The organism is Limnohabitans sp. Jir72, from assembly GCF_003063575.1.
Classification (GTDB): domain Bacteria; phylum Pseudomonadota; class Gammaproteobacteria; order Burkholderiales; family Burkholderiaceae_C; genus Limnohabitans_A.
On sequence record NZ_NESC01000001.1, the window covers coordinates 113,182 to 137,625 of the forward strand.

Consider the following 24,444-nt stretch of genomic DNA (forward strand, 5'->3'; position numbering starts at 1 on the left):
ATAAAGCCCCGCCTGACACATGGAGCCCGGTTTTTAACTTTGGAGCTTCTCATGTCTGTTTTGTTTGATGCGGCCGCTTTGGTCGTCCCGTTTGAAAAGTTACGAATGACCGATGTGGAGTCGGTTGGTGGCAAAAATGCCAGCTTGGGGGAGATGATTTCCCAGCTGCCTTCAGGTGTCCGCGTGCCCACCGGTTTTGCAACCACCGCCCATGCTTTCCGCGAATTTCTGAAGTTCGATGGCCTGACCGACCGCATCAATGCGCGCCTGGATGCGCTGGATACCGAAGATGTCCGCGCTTTGGCTGTGGTCGGTGCCGAGATCCGTGCCATGGTGGAGGCGCAGCCCTTTCCAGCCGACTTGGAAAATGCCATCCGCGAAGAATTCATCCGTCTGCAAGGTGGCAATGCGCAGGCCTCTTTCGCCGTCCGATCTTCCGCCACAGCAGAAGACTTGCCGGATGCTTCTTTTGCCGGTCAACAAGAAACGTTCCTCAATGTGGTGGGCATCGAAGATGTGCTGCACAAGATGAAAGAGGTGTTTGCCTCCTTGTACAACGACCGCGCCATCAGCTACCGCGTGCACAAAGGCTTTGCCCACGCCGATGTGGCCTTGTCGGCGGGCGTGCAGCGCATGGTGCGCTCCGATCTGGGGGCAGCCGGTGTGATGTTCACCATCGACACCGAATCCGGTTTCGAAGAGGTCGTCTTCATCACCTCCAGCTATGGTTTGGGTGAAACCGTGGTGCAAGGTGCCGTGAACCCTGACGAGTTTTATGTGCACAAGCCCATGTTGGCTGCTGGTCACCGTGCCGTCATTCGCCGCAATTTGGGCTCCAAACTGATCGAGATGGTGTTTGCTAGCCCCGAAGAAAAAGCCGCTTCAGGCAAGTTGGTCAAAACAGTTGATGTGCCTGCTGAACTGCGCAACCGCTACAGCCTGACCGATGCCGAAATCGAGCAATTGGCCAAATATGCGCTTGTCATTGAGCAGCACTATGGCCGTCCTATGGACATCGAGTGGGGCAAGGACGGGTCAGATGGCCAGTTGTACATTTTGCAGGCACGTCCCGAAACCGTGAAGAGCCAAGCCAAGGGCACGCCAGAACTGCGTTACAAGCTCAAAGGCAAGAGCACTGTGCTGGCTGAAGGTCGTGCCATTGGCCAGAAGATCGGTACGGGCCCCGTGCGCTTGGTGCATAACATCAGCGAGATGGACAAGGTTCAACCCGGTGATGTGTTGGTGACTGACATGACCGACCCGAACTGGGAACCCGTGATGAAACGCGCCAGCGCCATCGTCACCAACCGAGGCGGGCGCACCTGCCACGCAGCCATCATCGCCCGTGAGTTGGGCATTCCCGCTGTGGTGGGCTGCGGCAACGCCACTGAGCAATTGACCGAAGGCACCTTGGTCACTGTCAGTTGTGCTGAGGGCGATACCGGTCACATCTACGATGGCCTGCTGGAGACCGAAATCAGCGAGATCCAGCGCGGCGTGCTGCCCGAGATCAAAACCAAGATCATGATGAACGTGGGCAACCCTCAACTGGCCTTTGATTTTGCCCAGCTGCCCAATGCAGGCGTGGGTCTGGCCCGCTTGGAGTTCATCATCAACAACAACATCGGGGTGCACCCCAAGGCGATCCTGGACTACCCCGCAATCGATGCGGATTTGAAGAAAGCCGTGGAGTCTGTAGCCCGGGGTCACGCCTCGCCACGTGCTTTCTACGTCGATAAAGTGGCCGAGGGTGTTGCCAGCATTGCTGCTGCGTTCTGGCCCAAACCGGTGATCGTGCGTTTGTCGGATTTCAAGAGCAACGAATACCGTAAGCTGATCGGCGGCAGCCGTTATGAGCCCGAGGAAGAAAACCCGATGTTGGGTTTCCGAGGCGCTGCGCGTTACATCAGCGCAGACTTCGGTGAAGCCTTTGCCATGGAGTGTGAAGCCCTCAAGCGCGTGCGCGGCGATATGGGTTTGACCAACGTTCAGGTCATGGTGCCTTTTGTGCGTACATTGGGGCAGGCTGAAAAAGTCACCAAGTTGTTGGCCAGTCAGGGCCTGAGTCGTGGAGAGAACGGCTTGAAAGTCATCATGATGTGCGAGGTACCCAGCAACGCCATCTTGGCCGAGCGCTTCCTTGAGTTCTTTGATGGTTTCTCGATCGGCTCCAACGATTTGACCCAGCTCACGCTGGGCCTGGACCGTGACTCAGGCATGGAGCTGCTGGCGGTTGACTTTGATGAACGCGACCCCGCCGTGACGGCCTTGATCGAGCAGGCCATCAAGGCCTGCCTGGCGCAGGGAAAATACATCGGGATTTGCGGCCAGGGCCCCAGCGATCACCTTGATTTTGCACATTGGTTGATGGACCGCGGTATCAGCTCGATTTCGCTGAACCCAGACACGGTTATAGAGACTTGGACGGCTTTGGGTTCCTGAACCCTTTGTGGTGCATGCGATGAACGAGTTGACGCAAGCGGGTATCACCTCAGCTTACCGATGGCGAATTCATCGCAATGTGCTTTGTTACCTTGTGATCTTGATCGGTTTGATAGCGACGATGGCCTGGGCCGAGCAGTGGGGCTTGTCACGCAATTTGATTGGCCCCATTTTCCTGTTCAGCACGGTGATGATCTATGCCTTGATCGGCATATCCGGGCGCACCTCTGATCAGGACGAATATTACGTTGCTGGGCGGCGCATCCCAGCCATGTACAACGGCATGGCCACTGCGGCCGACTGGGTCAGCGCGGCTTCTTTCATCAGCTTGTCGGGGGCGCTTTATTTACAAGGCTTTTCCGGGAGTGGTCAGCAGCCAGGGGGGCTGGCGTATGTGATGGGCTGGACTGGGGGCTTTTGTCTGGTCGCTTGTCTGATTGCACCTCATTTGCGGTCCATGAATCTGTACACCTTGCCCGATTACTTTGATCGCCGATTTGGCGGTCGCTGGCCTCGTGTGATCGCAGCGCTGGCGTCGGTTTTGTGTTCCTTTACCTATGTGGTGGCACAGATTTATGGCATTGGCCTGATCGCTTCACGCTTGACGGGGGTGCAATTTGAGATTGGCATATTGCTCGGTTTGGGGGGGGTGTTGCTCTGCTCTTTTTTAGGTGGCATGCGTGCAATTACTTGGACGCAGGTTGCGCAATACATCGTTTTGCTGCTTGCTTTTTTGATTCCTGTATCTTGGCTGGCCTACCAACAATTAGGATCGCCCATGGCAGCACTGGCCTATGGGGCCCAGCTTTCACGCATCGAAGCCATCGAGAAGAGGCTGATCGATGATCCGGCCGAAATCGAAGTTCGCCAAGAATATGCGCGCCGCGCCGGTGTGTTTGAATCGCGACTGGTCGATGTAGACCGTGCCATGGTGGACCTTCGCCAGTCACTGGAAGACGAAATTCGTGAATTGAAATCGCAAGGGGCTGACTTTGCGTCGATTGCCAAAGCGCGCCGTGAATTGTTGGCGGTCCCCAAAGATCCCGCTGCGGCCAGAGAGTTGTGGTCCAAGGCCATGCTGGACAACCAAGAGCGCTCATTGCCGCTGGGGGGGATGCCCCCGCACGCTCAGGCTTTTCAGGGAGACCCGGATGGCAACCCCGAGCAGATCAGGCAATTCAATGATTCGAGACTGAATTTCATGGCGCTGATTTTTTGCTTGATGGTCGGGACCGCGGGTTTGCCACATTTGTTGACCCGCTTTTATACACTCCCATCGGTGGCTGAAACCCGTTCATCTGTCGCGTGGTCTTTGTTTTTCATAGGCTTGTTGTACCTCAGTGTGCCGGCGTTGGCGGTACTGGTGAAGTTCGAGGTTCTGAACAATCTGGTAGGCAGCAGTTTTGAGGATTTGCCCAGCTGGATGGCGCAATGGGCCCGGGTGGACTCCGGTTTGCTGGAAATCTCGGATGTCAATGGAGATCGGGTTTTGCAATTGGGAGAACTCAAACTCGGTGCTGACATGATCATGCTGGCGACCCCCGAGCTCGGTGGGATGCCCTTTGTTGTCTCGGGCTTGGTGGCCGCCGGTGGGTTGGCTGCTGCTTTGTCAACCGCAGATGGTTTGCTGCTGACCATCAGCAATGCTTTGGTGCACGACATTGGGCCGGGCAGGGCGCGCAAACCCAAATCGGCGGAGGGCCGTGTGATCTTGTCCAAATTCGCCTTGCTGGCGGTGGCCATGCTCGCGGCGGTGGTAGCAGCTTTTAAGCCCGCCCAGATTCTCGCCTTGGTCTCGGCCTCGTTTTCTTTGGCTGCGGCGGCTTTTTTTCCGGGTATGGTGCTCGGCATGGCCTGGCAACGGGTGCACCGCAAAGCCGTCGTGGTAGGCATGCTATCTGGGCTGTCGGTGACGGTTTATTACCTCATATCGAACGCGCCGGGCCTGCGTCATGCGCTCATGCTGGAACCTTTGGGGGGCTTGTGGTTCGGGATTCAGCCCTTGTCTGCAGGGGTGTTTGGCGTTCCCGTTGGATTTTTGGCCATGATCTTTGCCACCTGGCTCTTGCCTCCTTCGGTGGACTCTACAGCATCGCAGACGCATGAGGCAGATCATCCCCTTGAGCGCTATCCGGGACTGTGAATTCACGCTATAATTTGAGGCTTCGCCTTGCTGCACCCCGACAGACGCTGGGGGCAGCTTTTCCAACCTTTTGGGTTAACCGCAAGGAGTCTCAATGCGTCATTACGAAATCATTTTGCTGATCCATCCCGATCAGTCCGAACAAGTTCCAGCCATGCTGGAGCGTTACAAAGGCATGATCACTGCCGGCGGTGGCAATATCCACCGCGTTGAAGACTGGGGCCGCCGTCAGTTGGCATACCAGATCAACAAGCTGGGCAAAGCCCACTATCTGTGCGTGAACATCGAAGCCGACCAAGCTGTGATGGCTGAACTGGAGCATGCCTTCAAGTTCAACGATGCTGTTTTGCGTCACCTGACTGTGCAAAAGAAAAAGGCCGACACCGCTCCTTCGTCCATGATGAAGACTGTTGAGCGCGAAGAAGCCCGCAAGTCACAACAAGCCGAATTCGCCGCTTGACACGTGCCTGTTGAGGAGTGAACCGTACCCAACTGACTGCCTGTATTGCCGAGCAAGCCGCTTTGCGATACACACCCGCTGGTTTACCTGCTTTGGATGTAATCCTCGAGCACGCCTCTGAAGTTCAAGAGGCTGGGCAAAACCGAAAAGTCCAGTTGAAAATTCGCGCTTTGGCCATTGGGTCCATTGCCGAAAGACTGGTCAAGCAAGCAGTGGGCAGTGTTTGGACGTTCAAAGGCTTTTTGGCTACCCCTCGACAAGGCAAAAGTGTCGTGTTGCACATTCAAGAGTTTCAGCAAGATTAATTTCAGGAGGCCCCATGGCCACGTTCAAAAAATTCAACAAAGACAAGCGCCCAAAGCGCAACACCCAGTCGCTGCTGTTCAAACGCAAGCGTTTTTGCCGCTTCACCGTGACTGGCGTCGAAGAAATCGACTACAAAGATGTGGACACATTGCGTGACTTCATCGCCGAAAACGGCAAGATCATTCCTGCACGCCTGACTGGCACACGTGCCATTTTCCAGCGTCAGCTCAACACAGCCATCAAGCGTGCACGCTTCTTGGCCATGTTGCCCTACACCGACCAGCACAAAGTCTAAGGAGTCCAGCCATGCAAATCATTCTGCTCGAAAAGGTTGTGAACCTGGGTAATCTGGGTGAGATCGTCAAGGTCAAGGACGGTTACGCACGTAACTTCCTGATCCCTCAAGGCCGCGCTCGCCGCGCCACCGAAGCCAACAAGGCCGAGTTCGAAGCTCGTCGCGCCGAGTTGGAAAAAGCTGCTGCTGCCAAGTTGGCCGAAGCCCAAGCCCAAGGCGAAAAGCTCGCTGGTCTGGTGGTCAAGTTGACTCAAAAAGCCGGTGTGGATGGCCGTTTGTTTGGTTCTGTGACCAACCACGACATCGCTGAAGAATTGAACAAGCAAGGTTATGCCTTGGTCAAGTCTCAGATCCGCATGCCCCATGGCCCCATCAAGGTCGTGAGCGATTCCACCGTGTCCGTGGCTTTGCACACCGACGTGGTGGTGGATGTCACCGTGACGGTTTACGGCGAAACAGCCTGATCGTCCGGTTCATCCCGGCAAGAGCCGCCAGCGAAAGCTTGGCGGCTTTTTTTATTGCATTGCGCGCTTTGGTATTCATGTGCAGGTTGTCCCGCATTGATCACCGGATTCCCCATGCTTATCCACAGACTTATCCCGTGACGGGCTGGCTGGGGCCGAGTACCATGATCTTTTAAGTTGTGTCCTGATGTCTGCTGTATTTTCAAACCACCTCAACGAGTTCCCTGCCGATCTGTCAGCCGACAGCCAAGTGGCCAAATTGCGCGTGCCGCCGCACTCGATTGAGGCCGAATCCAGTGTGCTGGGTGGACTCTTGCTGGACAACGGCGCATGGGATCGCGTGGGTGATCTGCTGGTCGATAACGACTTTTACCGTCACGAACACAAACTGATTTACAGCGCCATCGGTGCCTTGATCAATGCCTCCAAGCCCGCCGATGTGATCACGGTCAGTGAGCATCTGCAAAACCAGGGCAAATCCGAAGAAATGGGGGGCTTGACCTACCTGAACTCTTTGGCGCAATACGTCCCCAGTGCCAGCAACATTCGGCGTTACGCCGAGATCGTTCGCGAACGCTCCATCTTGCGCAAGCTGGTGACGGCCAGTGACGAGATTTCCACCAATGCCTTCAACCCGCAGGGCAAGGCGATTGACCGCATTCTGGACGAAGCTGAGCAAAAAATCTTCAACATCGGGGAAGAGGGCTCCCGCATGAAACAGGGCTTCCAGTCCATGGACACCTTGGTCGTGGAGTTGCTCGACCGCGTTCAGGAGATGGCCGACAACCCGAACGACATCACCGGCGTGCCGACCGGTTTTTACGATCTGGACCGCATGACCTCAGGCCTCCAGCCAGGCGATATGGTGGTTTTGGCGGCGCGTCCTTCGATGGGTAAAACCGCATTTGCGATCAACATTGCGGAGCACGTGGCGCTCAACGAAGGCCTGCCTGTGGCCGTGTTCTCGATGGAGATGGGCGCATCGCAGCTGGCCGTTCGTGTGGTTGGCTCCATTGGGCGCGTGGACCAAGGGCATTTGCGAACCGGCAAGCTGACCGACGAAGAATGGCCTCGGTTGACGGAAGCCATTGAGAAGCTGCGCACGGTGTCCTTGCACATCGATGAAACCCCTGGTCTGACACCGTCCGAATTGCGTGCCAACGCCCGCCGGCTGGCGCGCCAATGTGGCAAATTGGGCTTGATCGTGGTCGACTACTTGCAGCTGATGAGTGGTTCTGGCGGCTCTGGCGGCGACAACCGCGCTACCGAGCTGGGTGAGATTTCTCGGGGCTTGAAGATGCTGGCCAAAGAGTTGCAGTGCCCGGTCATTGCCTTGTCCCAGCTCAACCGAAGCGTGGAACAGCGCACCGACAAGCGGCCCATGATGAGTGACTTGCGAGAGTCGGGTGCGATCGAGCAGGATGCCGACATCATCATGTTCATCTACCGCGACGATTATTACAACAAAGATTCCAAAGATCCGGGTGTGGCAGAGATCATCATCGGCAAACAACGAAACGGTCCCACTGGGACCGTTCGTTTGGCATTCTTGAAGAACCTGACGCGCTTTGAAAGCCTGGCCTCAGGTGGCCTGGGCAGCGACGATTACTGATCGTCGTTGCTGAGCAACTCAGAGAGTTTCGCTGGCAAAGTCGGCCAAGCGAGAGCGCTCACCGCGGGCCAGCGTGATGTGACCACCGTGGGCCCAGCCCTTGAAGCGGTCCACAGCGTAGGTCAGGCCTGAGGAGCCTTCGGTCAGATAAGGCGTATCGATCTGGGCCAGGTTGCCCATGCAGATGATCTTGGTGCCCGGGCCAGCACGCGTGATCAAGGTCTTCATCTGTTTGGGCGTCAGGTTTTGCGCCTCATCGATGATCACGTACTTGTTCATGAAGGTGCGACCCCGCATGAAGTTCATGCTTTTGATCTTGATCCGGCTCTTGATGAGCTCGTTGGTGGCAGCGCGCCCCCATTCGCCCGCATTGCCGCCATCGCCTTTGGCCAGGAATTCCAGGTTGTCGTCCAATGCGCCCATCCAGGGGCCCATTTTTTCTTCTTCGGTGCCAGGCAGGAAGCCGATGTCTTCACCCACGCTCACGGTAGCGCGGGTCATGATGATTTCGGTGTAGCGGCGATCGTCCAGTACCTGCGTCAAGCCAGCGGCCAAAGCCATCAAGGTTTTGCCGGTGCCAGCGGTGCCTGCAAGCGTCACAAAGTCCACATCCGGATCGGTCAGCAGGTTCATGGCGAAGTTCTGCTCGCGATTGCGAGTGGTCACGCCCCAGACAGCGTTCTTTTGCGAAGTGAAATCTTTGAGCGTGCGCAGCACCGCCGTCTTGCCTCGGATCTCAGTCACGCGGGCATACAAACTGGGCTCACCCGGTGCTTCAAAGTAGACAAACTGGTTCATATACAGGCTGGGCACCACCGGGCCGGTGATCCGGTAATAGGTGTGTGTGCCTTGCTGCCAGCTTTCCACGGTTTTGCCGTGCTTGGTCCAAAAGTCGGTGGGCAGGGCCAAAGAGCCTGGGTAGAGCAGGTCGCCGTCTTCCAGTGTCTTGTCGTTCTGGTAGTCCTCGGCTTGCAGGCCCAAGGCGCGGGCCTTGACCCTCATGTTGATGTCCTTGGAAACCAACACCACTTCACGAGGCTTGTGCAGTTCACCCAAGGCTTTGACCACCCCCAGAATCTGGTTGTCGGCTTTGCCTTGTGGCAAGGCCAGCGGCAAGCTCAGGTCCAGCGCTTGCGTTTGGAAAAAAAGCTGCCCCAAAGCATCGGTGTAACCCGTTGTGTTCAAGGGTGACCCTTTGCCCAAGTCTGCGCCTTGGGCTGACGCAAGGGCGTCCAGCGATCGGCTGGCTTGGCGCGCATTGCGCGCCACCTCGGTCATGCCTTTTTTGTGACCGTCCAACTCCTCCAGAACAATCATGGGCAAGAAGACGTCATGTTCTTCAAACCGGAACAGACTCATCGGGTCGTGCATCAGTACATTGGTGTCCAGAACAAACAGCTTCGTTGGACCTGTATGGCGTTTGCTGCGCGTTGGTTTGGTTTTTTCGCGCGCGTTGTCACGGGACTCAGGGGCTGCAGCTTGAGGTGCGGCGGCCAATGGTGCAGTGTTGCGAACGGCGGCGGTTTTGCTGGACTTCGCTGTGCGTTTGGCGTTACGGGACTCTTGCGATGGCACGGGCTTGCTCGTTGCCTCTGTTACTGCGCCGTCATTGTCATCGGGCTGGGTGTCGAAAGCCTTGTGGGTCAGACGGCTGGCGCGTTGGGTGGGAGCGGGTGGCAGTGGCATGGACGTAAGCCTCTTGAAAAAGTGAAACAGATGCCGTTAAAAAAGAAAAAGCCGCCTGGAGGCCAAGGCGGCTTTTACGTGGTGTGTGGGGCTGATGTTCACCGGCATGAATTCATTATGCACGAGCCCTGTGACAACTTTCGAGAAATGATTTTAAAAAATCATTTGGCCTTTTTCAGGTCTTTGACGGCCTTGAGGACTTCTTCCACATGACCGGGAACCTTCAGGCCACGCCACTCTTGCTTGAGTGTGCCATCTTCGCCGATCAGGAAGGTGCTGCGCTCGATACCTTTGACCTTCTTGCCGTACATGATCTTGTTTTTGACCACACCAAACATGTGGCACATTTTTTCTTCGGTGTCGGCGATCAGCTCGAAGGGCAGTTCCAGCTTCGTCTTGAATTCGTCGTGCGATTTCATGTTGTCGCGTGAAACGCCAAAGACCGCTGCGCCTGCTTTGACGAAGTCCTTGTACTTGTCACGAAACTGCATGGCTTCGGTGGTGCAGCCAGGGGTGTTGTCCTTGGGGTAGAAGTACAACACGACAGTTTGGCCGAGATGGGAAACGTTCGAAACTTTCAGACCGCCGGTGGCGTTCGATTCAAATTCGGGGAGGGGCTTGTTCAGAACGATCGCCATAAAACTTTGATCTCGCTTGACTGGTTGAGCGTTTGCCACCATCGGTTGGCGTCAGCTTCGCTAAAGGCCATGAGCCTTGACAACCTGCTATTTTACTCTGAAAGCGCCAGGGTCAGATGCCCAGTATCCATGAGCAGGTCATAAGGTGGATATGCATGCTTTAAGGTTCGATCAAAAGCGCAGCCAGCACTCTGCGACCCTCGCTGGCCAATATGTTGTAAGTGCGACATGCGGCGGAGGTGTCCATGGATTCCAGGCCGATACCTTTCGAAATCAAGGGAGCCATCAAGGACGCTGCTGGAAACTGCAGCCGTTTGCCGCAGCCCAAAATAACCAGCTCAATGCCGTCTTGGGCCAGAGCCTCAAAAGATTCAACGGTGAGCTGACCAAAGTTGTTGGCCTGCCAAGTCCAGGAGGGCAAACCCTCCAGACTGCTGACCACCACGGACTGCGTGTGCTTGAGTCCATTGACTTCAACCCAATCAGGTCCATAGGCATTGATGGTGGGGGCGTTGGATTTGTCGGGCTGAAGTTTCATGGGGTGGATCCAATGCGCGTCTTATGGCTTGTAGGCTGCAGGCCGAAACAGGCCTGAAATTGTGGTCAAATTATAGGTTTTCCCTCAATGCAACTGACTTTGGAGGCACTTTGAAGCCTATTCAGAAATCCGCCAAGCTCGCCAACGTCTGTTATGACATCCGCGGCCCCATCATGGACCGCGCTCGCCAGATGGAAGAAGACGGGCACAAGATCATCAAATTGAACATCGGGAACCTGGCGGTTTTTGGTTTTGACGCGCCCGAAGAAATTCAACAAGACATGATCCGCAACCTGCCCAATTCGGCGGGCTACTCGGACAGCAAAGGCATTTTTGCAGCCCGCAAGGCGGTGATGCACGAGACCCAAAAGCAAGGCATTTTGGGCGTGACGCTGGACGACATTTACCTGGGCAACGGGGCCAGCGAATTGATCGTCATGGCCACCAATGGCTTGCTCGACGATGGCGATGAATTGTTGCTGCCGTCCCCCGATTACCCACTGTGGACCGCTGCTGCCAGTTTGTCGGGCGGCACGCCAGTGCACTACCGCTGTGACGAAGCCAACGGCTGGATGCCTGACCTGAACGACATCCGAGCCAAAGTCACACCGCGCACCAAGGGCATCGTGGTGATCAACCCGAACAACCCAACGGGAGCCTTGTACTCAGACGCGCTGTTGCAGGGCATCGTGGCCATTGCGCGCGAACACGGCTTGGTGATTTTTGCCGATGAGGTCTACGACAAAGTTTTGTATGACGGCGTCAAGCACACCCCTTTGGGCAGCTTGTCGCAAGACGTGCTGACCTTGACGTTCAATTCCTTGTCCAAGAGCTACCGCTCCTGCGGCTACCGTGCAGGCTGGATGGTGATCTCGGGCGATAAGAAAGTGGCCAAGGATTACATCGAGGGCCTGAACATGCTCTCGAACATGCGTTTGTGTGCCAATGTGCCCGGCCAGTGGGCCATTCAGACGGCGCTGGGTGGGCATCAGAGCATCAACGAGCTGGTGGGCGAGGGCGGTCGTCTGCGCAAGCAGCGCGACCTGGCCTATGAACTGATCACCGCCATTCCCGGCGTCAGCTGCGTCAAGCCACAAGCGGCGCTTTACATGTTTCCCAAACTCGACCCGAAGATTTACCCGATCCAGGACGACCAAGATTTCTTCTTGCATTTGCTGGAGGAAACCAAGGTGATGTTGGTGCAAGGCACGGGTTTCAACTGGCCTGACCCTGACCATTTCCGGATCGTGTTTTTGCCGCATGTGGACGATCTGCGCGAAGCGATTGGCCGGGTGGCCCGTTTCCTGGAAGGTGCGCGCAAGCGTTTTGGCACCGAACACCTGGTGGCCTGATATTTTTAGAATCATGACCCGGAATCTCCGGGTCCAACTGTAGAAGAGAAGTCGATGAAACCGATCAAAGTGGGCCTGTTGGGCATTGGTACCGTGGGCAGTGGCACTTTCAATGTGCTCCAGCGCAACCAGGAAGAAATCCAGCGCCGTGCTGGCCGTGGCATTGAAATCGCCATGGTGGCCGACCTGAATGTGGCCCGCGCCCAAGAGGTGGTGGGTGCTGGCGTGAAGGTGGTGGCCGATGCCCGTGAGGTGATCGCTAACCCGGACATCGACATCGTGATCGAGCTGATTGGCGGCTACGGCATCGCCAAGGCCTTGGTGCTGGAAGCGATTGCCGCAGGCAAGCATGTGGTCACGGCCAACAAGGCCTTGCTGGCCGTGCATGGCACCGAAATTTTTGCGGCTGCGCAAGCCAAGGGCGTGATGGTGGCGTTTGAAGCCGCTGTGGCCGGGGGCATCCCGATCATCAAGGCGCTGCGCGAAGGCTTGACCGCCAACAGCATCCAATGGGTGGCCGGCATCATCAACGGCACCACCAACTTCATCTTGTCCGAAATGCGCGACAAGGGCCTGGACTTTGGCGTGGTGCTCAAGGAAGCGCAGCGTCTGGGTTATGCTGAAGCCGATCCGACTTTCGACATCGAAGGCGTGGACGCGGCCCACAAAGTGACTTTGATGAGCGCGATTGCTTTTGGCATTCCAGTTCAGTTCGACAAGGCCTATGTCGAAGGCATCACCAAGCTGGGTGCTGCCGACATCAAATACGCCGAGCAGTTGGGCTACCGCATCAAGCTCTTGGGCATCACCAAGCGCACGGCGCAAGGCGTGGAGCTGCGCGTGCACCCCAGCCTGGTGCCGACACAGCGTTTGATCGCCAACGTCGAAGGCGCGATGAACGCCGTGATGGTGCAAGGCGACGCCGTGGGCACGACCTTGTACTACGGCAAGGGCGCAGGCTCCGAGCCAACGGCCAGCGCCGTGATCGCCGATTTGGTGGACATCACCCGTTTGCACACCGCCGATCCGCTCAACCGTGTGCCGCATCTGGCCTTCCAGCCGGGCGCCATGAGCGATCTGAAGGTCCTGCCCATGGCCGAAGTCGTCACCAGCTATTACTTGCGTTTGCGCGTGGCCGATCAAGCCGGTGTGCTGGCCAAGCTGACCGGTTTGCTGGCCGATGCGGGCATCAGCATCGATGCCGTGTTGCAGCGCGAAGCCGATCAGGTGAGCCAGGCGGGTGAAAACCAGACCGACGTGATCATCCTCACGCACGACACCCGCGAAGGAACACTGAACGATGTGCTGGCCCAAATGCAGGCCTTGCCCACCGTGATGGCCCCGATTGTCCGCATTCGCAAAGAAGAGTTGAACTGATGCGTTATTTGTCCACCCGCGGCCATGCTGACCGCAAACGCTTTTGCGAAATCCTGCTCGAAGGTCTGGCGCCCGATGGCGGTTTGTACCTGCCCGAGTCATACCCCCATGTGGATGTCGATGCTTTGACGCGTTTGCGCCAAGTCTGGCAAAGCCAGGGCTATGCCGCGCTGGCGTTTGAGATCTTGTCGCTGTACATCGACGACATTCCAGCCGATGACCTGAAGGCCTTGTGCCAGAAAACCTACACGGAAAAAGTGTTTGGCAGTGCTCAGATCGTGCCGCTTAAGCCTTTGCAAAGCGCTGGCAGCAGCAAGCCGGATGTGTACCTCGAAGCTTTGTCCAATGGTCCGACACTGGCCTTCAAGGACATGGCCATGCAATTGCTGGGCAATTTGTTTGAGTACGAGTTGGCCCGCCGCGGTGACGAGCTCAATATTTTTGGCGCCACCTCGGGCGACACCGGCAGTGCGGCCGAGTACGCCATGCGCGGCAAAAAGGGTGTCCGGGTTTTCATGACCAGCCCGCATGGCCGCATGAGCCCGTTCCAGCAGGCCCAGATGTTCAGCTTGCTCGACGAAAACATCCACAACATCGCCATCGAAGGCGTGTTCGACGATTGCCAGGACCTGGTCAAGGCGGTGTCCAATGACTTGGCGTTCAAGCGCCAATACAAAATCGGCACAGTCAACTCGATCAACTGGGCGCGCTTGCTGGCCCAGGTCGTTTACTACTTTGCGGGCTATTTCCAGGCCACCACCAGCAATGACCAGAAGGTCAGCTTCACGGTGCCCAGCGGCAATTTCGGCAATGTCTGTGCCGGCCATGTGGCCCGCATGATGGGGCTGCCGATCGACCGCCTGGTCGTCGCCACCAACGAAAACGATGTGCTGGACGAGTTTTTCCGCACCAGTGTTTACCGTGTGCGCGGCACAGCCGACACGCATGAAACATCGAGCCCTTCGATGGACATCTCCAAAGCCAGCAACTTCGAGCGCTTTGTCTTTGATTTGCTCGAACGCGACGCGCCCAAAACCCAGGCGATTTTCGGTGAAGGTCTCAGCCGTGAAGGCTTTTTTGACTTGTCGACCGATCCCCGTTTTGCCAAAGCCGCCAGCTTTTACGGCTTCGAGAGCGGCAAAAGCACCCATGCCGATCGCCTCAAAACCATCCAGCAGGTGTTCGCACAGTACGGCGTGATGGTCGATACCCACACCGCCGATGGCATCAAAGTGGCCAAAGAGCATCTGAATCCGGCGGTGCCGATGATCGTGCTGGAGACGGCATTGCCCATCAAATTCGCAGCCACCTTGGTGGAAGCCTTGGGCCGCGAGCCAGACCGTCCTGCTCAGTTTGAAGGCATTGAGCTATTGCCCAAACGTGTCATGGTCATGAAAGCGGATGTGGCGCAAATCAAGGCCTATATCGCAGCGCACTGCGATTGAGAACGCCCATGCCCAGCGCCCCACGAAAGCCTTTAATGCCTCTGGATGAGGCACTGTCCACTTTGCTTCAGCAGATCACGCCCTTAACGGGCGCTGAGCAACTTGCCACCTTCGACGCGGATGGCCGTGTGCTGGCCGAGGATGTGGTGTCCTCATTGCAGGTGCCGGCATTCGACAATTCGTCCATGGACGGGTACGCCGTTCGCTGTGCGGACTTGCTGCCCGACGCTGAGCTGTCGGTGACCCAACGCATTCCCGCAGGCCATCAGGGGCAAGCTTTGCAGCCAGGTCAAGTGGCACGCATTTTCACTGGTGCACCTGTGCCATTGGGAGCCGATGCCATCGTGATGCAAGAGCAAGCCGAGTTGGTGGCCGACGGTGAAATTCCCCGTGTGCGTTTCACACACCAGCCGCAAGTCGGTGAGTGGATTCGGTGCAGTGGCGAAGACATCCGGCAGGGGCAAACCGCTTTGCGCCGTGGTCAGAAGTTGGGGCCTGCTGAACTGGGTTTGGCTGCCAGCCTCGGATTGGCTCAATTGCTTGTGGTGCAGCGTCCACGCGTGGCCTTGTTCTCGACAGGCGATGAACTGGTGATGCCCGGTGATGTGGCGCCGCAAGACATGCCCGCAGGCGCCATCTACAACTCCAATCGTTTTTTCCTGCGGGCTTTGCTGCACCGACTGGGCTGCGAAGTCAGTGATCTGGGCATCGTGCCCGACCGCCGCGACGCCACATTGGCTGCACTCAAAACGGCAGCCGACCACCATGACCTGATTTTGACCAGTGGTGGCGTGTCGGTGGGCGAGGAAGACCATGTCAAACCCGCTGTGCAAGCATTGGGTGCTTTGGCTTTGTGGCAAATTGCCATGAAGCCCGGTAAGCCCTTTGCCTATGGCCATGTGCGCCGGGAAACGCAAACCGGCACAGCCCATTTCGTGGGCTTGCCGGGCAATCCGGTTTCCAGTTACATGACTTTCCTGCTCTTGGTCAGGCCCTTGATCCTGAAATTGCAAGGCGTTGAAAACCTCACACCGCCTTGCCTGCAATTGCCCGCGCACTTTGACTTGCCCAAGGCCGACAAGCGCCGGGAGTTTTTGCGCGCTCGCCGCAACGACCAAGGGGGGCTGGATCTGTTTGCCAACCAGAGCTCGGGGGTACTGACCTCGGTGGTTTGGGGGGATGGCGTGATCGACAACCCATCGGGTAAGACGATCGCCCGTGGTGATGTCGTCAACTTCTGGCCTTTTGCAGGATGGTTGTCATGAAGATTCAAATCCGTTATTTCGCCTCTTTGCGCGAGACTCTGGGCATGCCCGGCGAAACACTGGAGACCACCAGTACAGATGTTGCGGCCTTGCGCGCCGAGTTGATGGCCAAGGGAGACGCCTATGCGCAAGCCTTGTCCTCGGGTCGTGCTGTACGGGTTGCGGTCAACCAGGTCATGGCCTCGGGCGATACACGCTTGAGCGAGCATTGCGAGGTGGGCTTTTTCCCGCCTGTGACTGGGGGCTGAAGCCATGTCCACACGTGTGCTGATTCAAACCGCTGACTTTGATGTCAGCGCCGAGATGGATGCGCTCCGTGCCCAAGATTTGCGCGTGGGGGCGGTGTGCAGCTTTGTCGGCACGGTGCGCGATACCCAGGCCTTGACCGGGCAAGCACAAGACGAAGTGCAGGCCATGGAACTGGAGCACTACCCGGGCATGACCGAAAAATCCATCGAAGCCATGATCGATGAAGCGCACACACGCTTTGATTTTTATGGCGCGCGTGTGGTGCACCGGGTGGGACGCTTGCTGCCTGCGGACCAGATCGTGCTGGTGGCGGTGACGTCCGCCCATCGGGGTGAGAGCTTCAAAGCTTGTGAGTTTTTGATGGACTACCTCAAGACCCAGGCGCCTTTCTGGAAGAAAGAACAAACCCCTGAAGGGGCGCATTGGGTGGATGCCCGGGTGTCCGACGATGCCGCCTTGGCCCGCTGGGGCATTCAGTCCACCAACGCTTGAGGGCTTGGCGCGCTCAGTGCGTGTAGCGCGGTGGCGTTTCTGTCACCAGCGCTGCTGGCTCGGCAGATACAGGCGCGTTGGGGGTCGTGGTGAAGCCCCATTCGGCCTTGACCAAGGCTTGCTGGATCAAATGCACCAAGCCGTGCACCAGGCTCGCTTGCAGGTTCAGCTGGCAAGACTTGACGGCACCCTCTACCGATTTTTCCTGGAAAGTGATCAACAGGCCGCCGCCGGCTTGCAAGCTCAGCTGCGCGTCGGTGATCAAGAGTGGCTCTTCGCCCAGAGGTCGTTGTTCAGCTTTGGCCTCGAACGGGGTGGCGAAATCGGCTTTCTGCAAAAACGCATCCCGTTTGATTTCGGTGAGTATTTTTTGCGATGAAGGATCAGGCGCGGCCACTCCCGGCTGACTGGCCTCCAGACGAACCACCGACTGGTCAATCGCAGGCATCAGACGCAGGCACATGCGGCGTGTCAGCCAAAAGCGGAACTCTTGCTTGTCGAGTGTGTTCAAACGCAACAAGATGCGGTCTTGGCGTTCTTCATAACTGACGGAAAGCTGGTGAATGTTCATGATTTGATTTTAGGCAAATTCCATGCAGGCCATAACGCTTGAAAATGCCAAGAACGGCCCAAGCTTGGAATCATTGGAGAAACATACATGCGCATCGATAAATTGACCACCAAATTTCAGGAAGCCTTGGCCGATGCCCAGTCTTTGGCGCTGGGCCGCGACCATGCTTACATCGAGCCGGCGCATGTGCTGGTGACCATGCTCAAGCAAGACGAAGGGCCCAAAGCCCTCTTGCAACGTGCAGGCGTTCAGGTCCAGGGTTTGCTGCAAGCCTTTGAGGCGGCCGTGACACGTTTGCCCCAAGTGACGGGCCAAGACCAGGTGCAGGTGGGGCCTGACTTGGCCAAACTGCTGCAAGCGGCCGAAAAGGAATCCATCAAGCGAGGCGACGCATTCATTGCCAGCGAATTGTTTTTGCTGGCCTTGGCAGACAGCAAGTCCGAAGCAGGGCGCTTGTGCAAAGAAAACGGGCTCTCACGCAAGAGCCTGGAGTCTGCCATCGATGCCGTGCGTGGTGGTCAGACTGTGGGCAGCGCCGATGCCGAAGGCCAACGCGAAGCCCTCAAGAAATACTGCATTGACCTGACCGAGCGCGCCCGCATTGGCAAGCTCGATCCGGTGATTGGCCGTGATGACGAAATTCGCAGAGCCATCCAGGTCTTGCAGCGTCGCACCAAAAACAACCCGGTGCTCATCGGCGAGCCTGGTGTCGGCAAGACCGCCATTGTCGAAGGCCTGGCCCAGCGCATCGTCGCCGGTGAAGTGCCTGACTCTCTCAAGGGCAAGCGTGTCTTGTCGCTGGACATGGCCGCTTTGCTGGCGGGGGCCAAGTTCCGTGGTGAATTTGAAGAGCGCCTGAAAACCGTGCTCAGCGAATTGGCCAAAGATGAGGGCCAAACCATCGTGTTCATTGACGAACTGCACACGATGGTCGGCGCGGGCAAAGGCGAGGGCGCGATGGACGCTGGCAACATGCTCAAGCCCGCGTTGGCCCGAGGTGAGTTGCATTGTGTGGGGGCAACCACGCTCAATGAATACCGCAAGTACATCGAAAAAGACGCGGCATTGGAGCGTCGTTTTCAGAAGATTTTGGTCAGCGAACCTTCTGTGGAAGCCACGATCGCGATCTTGCGCGGCTTGCAAGAAAAATACGAAATCCACCACGGTGTGGACATCACCGATCCGGCCATTGTGGCAGCAGCTGAGCTGAGCCACCGTTACATCACGGACCGCTTCTTGCCCGACAAGGCGATTGATTTGATCGACGAGGCCGCCGCCAAGATCAAGATTGAAATCGACTCCAAACCCGAGGTGATGGACAAGCTCGATCGCCGATTGATCCAGCTGCAAATTGAGCGTGAAGCCGTGCGCAAGGAAAAGGACGAAGCGTCTCAAAAACGCTTGACCTTGATCGAGGAAGAGATCATCAAGCTCAAGAAGGAAGCGGCCGATTTGGAGGAAATCTGGCAAGCCGAAAAAGCCCAGGCCCAAGGCGGCCAGCAAGTGCGCGAGCAGATTGACCAGTTGCGCCAGCAAATCGAAGAGCTGACCCGCAAGGGTGATTTCAACAAGGTGGCCGAGCTGCAATATGGGCAATTGCCTGCCTTGGAAAAAACACTCAAAGACGTGCAGGCCAAAGAAGCGGCACCTGGCGAAAAACCGGTGCACCGCTTGCTGCGCACCCAGGTGGGCGCTGAAGAGATTGCCGAGGTGGTCTCGCGCGCCACTGGCATTCCCGTGTCCAAGATGATGCAGGGGGAGCGTGAAAAACTGCTGCAGATGGAAGACAAATTGCACCAGCGTGTGGTGGGGCAAGACGAAGCCATTTTGGCTGTCGCCAACGCCATTCGCCGTTCGCGCTCTGGTCTGTCTGACCCGAACCGCCCCACAGGTTCTTTCTTGTTTTTGGGCCCCACCGGTGTGGGAAAGACAGAGCTGTGCAAAGCCTTGGCCGGCTTCTTGTTCGACAGCGAGGACCACCTGATCCGTCTGGACATGAGCGAGTTCATGGAGAAACACTCGGTGGCCCGTTTGATCGGTGCGCCACCGGGCTATGTGGGCTACGAAGAGGGCGGGTACCTGACCGAGGCGGTGCGCCGCAAGCCCTACAGCGTGTTGCTGTTGGACGAAGTGGAAAAAGCCCATCCGGATGTGTTCAACATCTTGCTGCAAGTGCTGGACGACGGCCGACTGACCGATGGCCAAGGCCGTACCGTGGACTTCAAAAACACGGTGATCGTCATGACCTCCAATTTGGGCTCACACCTGATCCAGGCCATGGTAGGGCAGCCTGCCGAAGAGATCAAGGACGCTGTCTGGGACGAACTGAAGACGCATTTTCGTCCTGAGTTCCTCAACCGCATTGATGAGACCGTGGTCTTTCATGGGCTGGATGCACAGCACATTGCGTCGATTGCCAGCATCCAATTGCAAGCCTTGCGCGATCGCCTGACACGCATGGACTTGAGTCTGAATGTCAGCACTGCGGCTTTGTCTGAGCTGGCCAAGGTGGGTTTTGATCCGGTGTTTGGTGCGCGTCCGCTCAAGCGCGCTATTCAGCAAAGGCTGGAAAACCCTTTGTCTCGCTTGTTGCTCGAAGGGCGCTTCCCGCCCAAGAGCACCATCGAGGTCTCGGTGGACCCCGTGCAAAACCCGGGGCATTTCGATTTCAAGGTGATCGAAGCGGCCGTTTGAAAGCAGCGCTTCCCATAGGGGCATGGTGGCGACACCATGCCCCTTTTTTCATGGCTAAACTGCAGCATTTGCAGCGCGCCAAGCCTTCACATTCTTGAAGCCGCCCGTTGCAAGCACGAAAGAACAGACGTTTATGCAACTGGCCTCATCGGGTTCTGAGCCCACAGTTTCCTTGCAAAGTGACGCCAAAGTGATGGGGCTGGTCGGTTTGGCCCATGCCAGCTCGCACTTTTCGCACCTCTTGCTGCCCTTGATGTTCCCCATCTTCATTCGGGACTTTGGTTGGTCTTATTCAGAGCTGGGATTGCTCACCACTTTGTTTTTTGTGGTCTCGGGTGTGGGACAGGCTTCGGCAGGCTTTGTGGTGGACCGCTTGGGCGCCCGTCCGGTCTTGTTCAGCTCCCTGGTCTTGTTCACCTTGGCTTGTCTTTTGGCTTCGGTGGCCGAGGGCTATGCGGCGCTCATGGCGGTGGCGATGCTGGCTGGCTTGGGCAACGCACCGTTTCATCCGGTGGACTTCACGATCTTGAACCAACGCGTGTCGTCTCCGCGCCTGGGCTATGCCTTCAGCGTTCATGGCTTGAGCGGTAATCTGGGCTGGGCTGTGGCCCCGGTGTTTTTCACGGTCACGGGTGCGCTTTGGGGCTGGCGGCAGGCGTTTGTGGCAGCTGCAGGCCTGTATGGCCTGGTCTTGTTGGTTCTGGTGCTGAATCGTTCTGTACTCAAGACCGAGCCCTCTGCGCGTGCACAAGGTGATGCAGGTGTGGCGAATGACTTGGCTTTCATGCGCTTGCCCGTGGTGTGGTGGTGTTTCGCCTTCTTTTTGCTGTCCACTGTGACGCTGGCGGTGGTGCAGAATTTCTCCGTGCCCATCCTCAAGGCCTTGCATGGGGTGAGCTTGGAGCTGGCCTCCATGACACTGACCGCGTACATGCTGTGCGGCGCTGTCGGCATGCTGATCGGTGGTTTTGTGGCGGCGCGCTGGCCGCGCTGGAGCGATCGCGTGGTGGCCGCATGCATGGCGGGTGCAGCAGTTTTGATGGCCTTGTGTGCCAGTGGCTTGTTTGGTCAGATGGGTACGCTGTGGGTTTTGGCCGCTACAGGTTTTGCCATTGGCGTGGGTGGGCCGAGCCGCGATTTGATGATCAAGAAGGCGACGCCTAAAGGCGCCACGGGGCGGGTCTATGGCTTGGTTTATTCTGGTCTCGATGTGGGTTTTGCCTTGTCGCCCGTATTTTTCGGTGCGCTCATGGACCGCGGGCTTTACCAAGCGACCTTGCTGGGTGCGGCTTTGGTGCTCTTGTTCAGCGTCGTGGCCGCTTTGGGTGTAGGCAAGCGAACTGCAGTGCCCGCTTGAGCACTTAACGCTTGGGCGACAGATGGCCGCAATGGGCTTGGGCAAAATCAGCGCATGACACAAAAAATTGCAGGCCACCTTCTCGTTGAATGCCTCTTGGCCCAAGGCGTTACCCATGCGTTTGGCGTGCCGGGTGAAAGTTATCTGGCGGTACTCGATGGTTTCCACCTGCACCGCGACCAGATCCGTTTTGTGATCTGTCGCCAAGAAGGTGGCGCGGCCTTCATGGCCGAAGCGCAAGGCAAGTTGACGGGCCGCCCCGGTGTCTGTTTCGTCACCCGGGGTCCAGGTGCGACCAATGCCTCGATTGGCGTGCACACGGCTTTTCAGGATTCCACACCGATGGTGCTCTTTGTGGGCGATGTGGCCAGCGATACACGCGACCGCGAGGCCTTTCAGGAAATGGATTACACCCATTTCTTCGGCCCGTCGACCAAAGGCATGGCCAAGCGGGTCGAACGCATCGACGACCCCGAGCGCTTGCCCGAATACGTGGCGCGGGCATTTGCAACTGCCATGAACGGACGTCCGGGTCCTGTGGTGCTGGTTTTGCCCGAAGACATGTTGACCCAGGCCGTTGACCATGTGCAGGCTTTGCCGCGCGTGGAGCCTGTGCAGGCCTGGAGCGACCCCGGTGCACTGCGCACGTTGCGGGACATGCTGCTGCAGGCCCAAAAACCACTGGTCATTTGCGGCGGCGGTGGGTGGACCGTGCAGGCTGCGCAGGCCTTGCAGCGCTTTGCGGAGAACTGGCAATTGCCTGTGGGCAACGCATTCCGCTTTCAGGATACTTTTGACAATCACCATCCTCTTTATGCGGGCGATGTGGGCATCGGCATCAATCCAGCCTTGGCGACTCGTGTGCGAGACTCGGATTTGATCCTGGCGATCGGCCCACGTTTGGGCGAGATGACGACCGGCGGCTACAGCTTGCTGAAGGCACCCAAGACGCAGCAAAAGCTGGTGCACATCCATGGCAGTGCAGAAGAGTTGAACCGGGTCTACCAAGCCGATCTGGCCATTCTGTCCACCATGAACGCCGCGGCCAGGAGCCTAGAGGTGTTGACCGCTCCCGCCGACTTGCCATGGACAGATTGGGCGCGTTCAGCCCATGCCGATTACCTGGCCAATCTGCAGCCGCAAGCACTGCCTGGCGACATCGACATGCCGGCCATCGTGGCCACGCTGAAAAAACACCTGCCTGAAGATGCGGTATTGACCAACGGCGCAGGCAACTTTGCCAGCTGGATGCACCGGTTCTTCAAACACCATGGGTTGGTCAAAGGTCACAAAACCCAGCTGGCGCCAACCGTTGGCGCCATGGGGTATGGCGTGCCGGCGGGCATTGCCGCCAATCTGTTGACAGGGCGTTTGGCCTTCACGATCGCTGGTGATGGTGATTTCCTGATGAATGGGCAGGAGCTGGCCACTGCCGTGCAGCATGGCGGCAAGAGCATCATCTTGCTCTTGAACAATGGCATGTACGGCACGATCCGCATGCACCAGGAGCGTGAATACCCCACACATGTGACGGGTTCACAACTGAGCAATCCTGATTTCGTGATGCTGGCTCAGGCCTACGGCTATGCAGCCACACGGATTCACAAAACGGCAGAGTTCGAGCAAGCCTTGCTCGATGCACTGCAAAGGCCGCAGGGCACCTTGATTGAGGTGATGCTCGATCCGGAGGTGATCACCACCCGAGGCACGCTGAGCGCCATCACCGAGTCTGCCTTGGCCAAGCGCCAGGCTTGAAAACTTGCACGCTGCGCTGTTGGCGCTGCTTTGGACATGAAAAAACCCGCCGAAGCGGGTTTTTTCATGGGCTCACCAGAATCACTTCAGGTGCTTGCCGATCAAGCCAGCCATTTCGAACATGGTGACTTGCGCTTTGCCGAACACTGCTTTGAGCTTGTCGTCAGCATTGATGGCGCGGCGGTTGGTTGCGTCTTGCAAGTTGTGTTTCTTGATGTACACCCACATCTTGCTCACGACTTCAGTGCGCGGCAGGGGAGTTGCACCCACCACAGCGGCCAATGCGGCGCTGGGGGTCAGTGCTTTCATGAACGCAGCGTTGGGTGTGCGTTTGCTCGCGGGAGCTTTGGCCGCTACTTTTTTAGCGGGTGCTGCAGCTTTGGTTGCTGGAGCGACTTTCTTTGCCGGTGCTGCTTTTTTAGCGGGAGCAGCTTTTTTAGCCGGAGTTTTTTTCGCAGTTGCCATGGTTAAGTTCCTTTGATCGGAAGTTGGTTCGCCGCTGAAAAACGATGCGTTTTCAGCTCAACGCATGCTACTGGAGAAAGCTGTACTTTCCAAGCGGAAAAATCAATTTTTGCTAGGGGTTGTTCCGGATTTGTCTTGCTCCTCGCGCATTTCAAGACTTTTTGCCCCTGCATGGTGCGTATGGACTGTGTAAGTGAGCTGATTTCCACTCTCACTTTTTTGAAGGACTCCGCCATGCCCACAGCATCCTCGATTGCTTTTTCAACGTGTGATTTTTGTGATGACCAGAAAACGAACGGCATCGCAGACTTTCGCGTCATTCCAACGGTCTTCCAGAACTATGGCGCTCGCGTGAAATTTGCTGGCCCTGTCTTGACGGTCAAATGCTATGAAGATAACAGCCATGTCAAGCAGGCGGTGGAGTCCGAAGGTCACGGCCGCGTGCTGGTGGTCGATGGCGGAGCTTCAATGCGTCGCGCCTTATTAGGAGGCAATCTGGCCACTGCTGCTTTGCGCAATGGCTGGGCTGGCATAGTTATTGATGGTTGTGTGCGTGATGCAGCCGAGTTGGCTGCCCTGGAGACCGGCATTCGCGCACTTGCTTTGAACCCCATGCCGACCGATCGTTCTGCACAGGGGCAGACGGGCTTGGTCATTCACATACAAGGCGTTCCAGTCAAAACCGGTGACTGGCTCTATGCCGATCTGGATGGCATCGTCATCAGCAGCATTGCTTTGCATGCTGTTTCATGATGCACATTCAGTTTTTTATAATATGAAATAAACACATGCGGCACCGCTTCATTTTTTCTCAATATGGGAAATACAATTTCGCATT

Annotated in this window: 23 protein-coding genes; 17 read left to right on the plus strand and 6 right to left on the minus strand. The window is 57.1% G+C overall.

Features of this window, described 5'->3' with window-relative positions; genetic code table 11:
• Positions 1 to 51: 51 nt before the first annotated feature.
• From ppsA to dnaB, 7 genes are all read left to right on the plus strand, one after another.
• Entirely contained in the window at positions 52 to 2,442 is a 2,391-nt protein-coding gene (gene ppsA, locus B9Z52_RS00445; RefSeq protein WP_108411909.1) for a phosphoenolpyruvate synthase, read from the plus strand.
• A gap of 19 nt (positions 2,443 to 2,461) precedes the next feature.
• On the plus strand, positions 2,462 to 4,585 hold the full coding sequence (locus tag B9Z52_RS00450; protein WP_108411910.1) for a VC_2705 family sodium/solute symporter: 2,124 nt from the start codon (positions 2,462 to 2,464) through the stop codon (positions 4,583 to 4,585).
• A gap of 94 nt (positions 4,586 to 4,679) precedes the next feature.
• Positions 4,680 to 5,045 carry a 30S ribosomal protein S6 gene (rpsF, locus tag B9Z52_RS00455; RefSeq protein ID WP_108322559.1) on the plus strand — a complete coding sequence of 122 codons (366 nt, stop codon included), beginning with the start codon at positions 4,680 to 4,682 and terminating at the stop codon, positions 5,043 to 5,045.
• 17 nt (positions 5,046 to 5,062) lie between these two features.
• Positions 5,063 to 5,350 carry a primosomal replication protein N gene (gene priB, locus B9Z52_RS00460; protein WP_108411911.1) on the plus strand — a complete coding sequence of 96 codons (288 nt, stop codon included), beginning with the start codon at positions 5,063 to 5,065 and terminating at the stop codon, positions 5,348 to 5,350.
• A 14-nt stretch (positions 5,351 to 5,364) separates the two neighbouring features.
• The gene (gene rpsR / locus B9Z52_RS00465) at positions 5,365 to 5,646 is read left to right on the plus strand and encodes a 30S ribosomal protein S18 (protein ID WP_019427495.1); all 282 of its coding nucleotides are present in this window, start codon (positions 5,365 to 5,367) and stop codon (positions 5,644 to 5,646) included.
• Positions 5,647 to 5,657: 11 nt separating this feature from the next.
• Entirely contained in the window at positions 5,658 to 6,110 is a 453-nt protein-coding gene (rplI, locus tag B9Z52_RS00470) for a 50S ribosomal protein L9 (RefSeq protein WP_108322561.1), read from the plus strand.
• A 187-nt stretch (positions 6,111 to 6,297) separates the two neighbouring features.
• Positions 6,298 to 7,722 (plus strand): replicative DNA helicase, encoded by a 1,425-nt coding sequence (gene dnaB, locus B9Z52_RS00475; RefSeq protein WP_108411912.1) that lies wholly within the window; start codon positions 6,298 to 6,300, stop codon positions 7,720 to 7,722.
• Positions 7,723 to 7,740: 18 nt separating this feature from the next.
• Here the strand turns inward: dnaB and B9Z52_RS00480 are convergent, their stop codons facing one another.
• The 3 genes from B9Z52_RS00480 to B9Z52_RS00490 all read right to left on the minus strand — a co-directional run bounded on the left by B9Z52_RS00480 (position 7,741) and on the right by B9Z52_RS00490 (position 10,584).
• Positions 7,741 to 9,408, minus strand: coding sequence for a PhoH family protein (locus B9Z52_RS00480; RefSeq protein ID WP_108411913.1), 1,668 nt, complete (start codon positions 9,406 to 9,408; stop codon positions 7,741 to 7,743).
• A 161-nt stretch (positions 9,409 to 9,569) separates the two neighbouring features.
• Positions 9,570 to 10,046 (minus strand): peroxiredoxin, encoded by a 477-nt coding sequence (locus B9Z52_RS00485; RefSeq protein ID WP_108412317.1) that lies wholly within the window; start codon positions 10,044 to 10,046, stop codon positions 9,570 to 9,572.
• 160 nt (positions 10,047 to 10,206) lie between these two features.
• On the minus strand, positions 10,207 to 10,584 hold the full coding sequence (locus tag B9Z52_RS00490) for an Mth938-like domain-containing protein (protein WP_108411914.1): 378 nt from the start codon (positions 10,582 to 10,584) through the stop codon (positions 10,207 to 10,209).
• Positions 10,585 to 10,694: 110 nt separating this feature from the next.
• On the opposite strand from B9Z52_RS00490, the gene B9Z52_RS00495 reads away from it, so the two are divergent.
• Genes B9Z52_RS00495 through B9Z52_RS00520 form a run of 6 tightly spaced genes read left to right on the plus strand, consistent with a single transcriptional unit; the run spans position 10,695 to position 16,764 of the window.
• Complete coding sequence (locus tag B9Z52_RS00495) at positions 10,695 to 11,936, plus strand: pyridoxal phosphate-dependent aminotransferase (RefSeq protein WP_108411915.1); 1,242 nt, start codon at positions 10,695 to 10,697, stop codon at positions 11,934 to 11,936.
• A gap of 54 nt (positions 11,937 to 11,990) precedes the next feature.
• Entirely contained in the window at positions 11,991 to 13,313 is a 1,323-nt protein-coding gene (locus B9Z52_RS00500; RefSeq protein WP_108411916.1) for a homoserine dehydrogenase, read from the plus strand.
• Positions 13,313 to 14,758 carry a threonine synthase gene (thrC, locus tag B9Z52_RS00505; protein ID WP_108411917.1) on the plus strand — a complete coding sequence of 482 codons (1,446 nt, stop codon included), beginning with the start codon at positions 13,313 to 13,315 and terminating at the stop codon, positions 14,756 to 14,758. Before B9Z52_RS00500 ends, thrC begins: the two co-directional genes overlap by 1 nt.
• Positions 14,759 to 14,766: 8 nt before the next feature.
• The gene (gene glp / locus B9Z52_RS00510) at positions 14,767 to 16,023 is read left to right on the plus strand and encodes a gephyrin-like molybdotransferase Glp (RefSeq protein ID WP_108411918.1); all 1,257 of its coding nucleotides are present in this window, start codon (positions 14,767 to 14,769) and stop codon (positions 16,021 to 16,023) included.
• On the plus strand, positions 16,020 to 16,271 hold the full coding sequence (gene moaD, locus B9Z52_RS00515; protein ID WP_108411919.1) for a molybdopterin converting factor subunit 1: 252 nt from the start codon (positions 16,020 to 16,022) through the stop codon (positions 16,269 to 16,271). The genes glp and moaD overlap by 4 nt, the downstream gene beginning before the upstream one ends.
• Positions 16,272 to 16,275: 4 nt before the next feature.
• A complete protein-coding gene (locus B9Z52_RS00520) occupies positions 16,276 to 16,764 on the plus strand; it encodes a molybdenum cofactor biosynthesis protein MoaE (RefSeq protein WP_108411920.1) in 489 nt (162 codons plus the stop codon).
• 13 nt (positions 16,765 to 16,777) lie between these two features.
• Here B9Z52_RS00520 and B9Z52_RS00525 read toward each other — a convergent pair whose 3' ends face one another.
• Positions 16,778 to 17,335, minus strand: a complete 558-nt coding sequence (locus B9Z52_RS00525; protein ID WP_108411921.1) for a hypothetical protein — start codon at positions 17,333 to 17,335, stop codon at positions 16,778 to 16,780.
• An 87-nt stretch (positions 17,336 to 17,422) separates the two neighbouring features.
• On the opposite strand from B9Z52_RS00525, the gene clpB reads away from it, so the two are divergent.
• The 3 genes from clpB (at position 17,423) to B9Z52_RS00540 (ending at position 23,141) form a co-directional block, all read left to right on the plus strand.
• The gene (clpB, locus tag B9Z52_RS00530; protein ID WP_108411922.1) at positions 17,423 to 20,029 is read left to right on the plus strand and encodes an ATP-dependent chaperone ClpB; all 2,607 of its coding nucleotides are present in this window, start codon (positions 17,423 to 17,425) and stop codon (positions 20,027 to 20,029) included.
• Between the two features lie 133 nt (positions 20,030 to 20,162).
• Positions 20,163 to 21,386, plus strand: a complete 1,224-nt coding sequence (locus B9Z52_RS00535; RefSeq protein WP_108411923.1) for an MFS transporter — start codon at positions 20,163 to 20,165, stop codon at positions 21,384 to 21,386.
• Between the two features lie 54 nt (positions 21,387 to 21,440).
• Positions 21,441 to 23,141 (plus strand): thiamine pyrophosphate-binding protein, encoded by a 1,701-nt coding sequence (locus B9Z52_RS00540; protein WP_108411924.1) that lies wholly within the window; start codon positions 21,441 to 21,443, stop codon positions 23,139 to 23,141.
• A gap of 81 nt (positions 23,142 to 23,222) precedes the next feature.
• Here B9Z52_RS00540 and B9Z52_RS00545 read toward each other — a convergent pair whose 3' ends face one another.
• Entirely contained in the window at positions 23,223 to 23,606 is a 384-nt protein-coding gene (locus B9Z52_RS00545) for an SWIB/MDM2 domain-containing protein (protein ID WP_108411925.1), read from the minus strand.
• 2 nt (positions 23,607 to 23,608) lie between these two features.
• Positions 23,609 to 23,842 carry a hypothetical protein gene (locus tag B9Z52_RS17790; RefSeq protein ID WP_158270485.1) on the minus strand — a complete coding sequence of 78 codons (234 nt, stop codon included), beginning with the start codon at positions 23,840 to 23,842 and terminating at the stop codon, positions 23,609 to 23,611.
• Between B9Z52_RS17790 and rraA the strand changes: the two genes are divergently transcribed.
• On the plus strand, positions 23,841 to 24,359 hold the full coding sequence (rraA, locus tag B9Z52_RS00550) for a ribonuclease E activity regulator RraA (protein WP_108411926.1): 519 nt from the start codon (positions 23,841 to 23,843) through the stop codon (positions 24,357 to 24,359). The genes B9Z52_RS17790 and rraA overlap by 2 nt on opposite strands.
• Positions 24,360 to 24,444: the final 85 nt, after the last annotated feature.

Bases quoted from the DNA above. Each gene is read 5' to 3' on its own strand.
- ppsA (WP_108411909.1), top strand. From the start codon at position 52: ATGTCTGTTTTGTTTGATGCGGCCGCTTTGGTCGTCCCGTTTGAAAAG.
- B9Z52_RS00450 (WP_108411910.1), top strand. From the start codon at position 2,462: ATGAACGAGTTGACGCAAGCGGGTATCACCTCAGCTTACCGATGGCGA.
- rpsF (WP_108322559.1), top strand. From the start codon at position 4,680: ATGCGTCATTACGAAATCATTTTGCTGATCCATCCCGATCAGTCCGAA.
- rpsR (WP_019427495.1), top strand. From the start codon at position 5,365: ATGGCCACGTTCAAAAAATTCAACAAAGACAAGCGCCCAAAGCGCAAC.
- rplI (WP_108322561.1), top strand. From the start codon at position 5,658: ATGCAAATCATTCTGCTCGAAAAGGTTGTGAACCTGGGTAATCTGGGT.
- dnaB (WP_108411912.1), top strand. From the start codon at position 6,298: ATGTCTGCTGTATTTTCAAACCACCTCAACGAGTTCCCTGCCGATCTG.
- B9Z52_RS00480 (WP_108411913.1), bottom strand. From the start codon at position 9,408: ATGCCACTGCCACCCGCTCCCACCCAACGCGCCAGCCGTCTGACCCAC.
- B9Z52_RS00485 (WP_108412317.1), bottom strand. From the start codon at position 10,046: ATGGCGATCGTTCTGAACAAGCCCCTCCCCGAATTTGAATCGAACGCC.
- B9Z52_RS00490 (WP_108411914.1), bottom strand. From the start codon at position 10,584: ATGAAACTTCAGCCCGACAAATCCAACGCCCCCACCATCAATGCCTAT.
- B9Z52_RS00500 (WP_108411916.1), top strand. From the start codon at position 11,991: ATGAAACCGATCAAAGTGGGCCTGTTGGGCATTGGTACCGTGGGCAGT.
- thrC (WP_108411917.1), top strand. From the start codon at position 13,313: ATGCGTTATTTGTCCACCCGCGGCCATGCTGACCGCAAACGCTTTTGC.
- glp (WP_108411918.1), top strand. From the start codon at position 14,767: ATGCCCAGCGCCCCACGAAAGCCTTTAATGCCTCTGGATGAGGCACTG.
- moaD (WP_108411919.1), top strand. From the start codon at position 16,020: ATGAAGATTCAAATCCGTTATTTCGCCTCTTTGCGCGAGACTCTGGGC.
- B9Z52_RS00520 (WP_108411920.1), top strand. From the start codon at position 16,276: ATGTCCACACGTGTGCTGATTCAAACCGCTGACTTTGATGTCAGCGCC.
- B9Z52_RS00525 (WP_108411921.1), bottom strand. From the start codon at position 17,335: ATGAACATTCACCAGCTTTCCGTCAGTTATGAAGAACGCCAAGACCGC.
- clpB (WP_108411922.1), top strand. From the start codon at position 17,423: ATGCGCATCGATAAATTGACCACCAAATTTCAGGAAGCCTTGGCCGAT.
- B9Z52_RS00535 (WP_108411923.1), top strand. From the start codon at position 20,163: ATGCAACTGGCCTCATCGGGTTCTGAGCCCACAGTTTCCTTGCAAAGT.
- B9Z52_RS00540 (WP_108411924.1), top strand. From the start codon at position 21,441: ATGACACAAAAAATTGCAGGCCACCTTCTCGTTGAATGCCTCTTGGCC.
- B9Z52_RS00545 (WP_108411925.1), bottom strand. From the start codon at position 23,606: ATGGCAACTGCGAAAAAAACTCCGGCTAAAAAAGCTGCTCCCGCTAAA.
- rraA (WP_108411926.1), top strand. From the start codon at position 23,841: ATGCCCACAGCATCCTCGATTGCTTTTTCAACGTGTGATTTTTGTGAT.
- B9Z52_RS17790 (WP_158270485.1), bottom strand. From the start codon at position 23,842: ATGGCGGAGTCCTTCAAAAAAGTGAGAGTGGAAATCAGCTCACTTACA.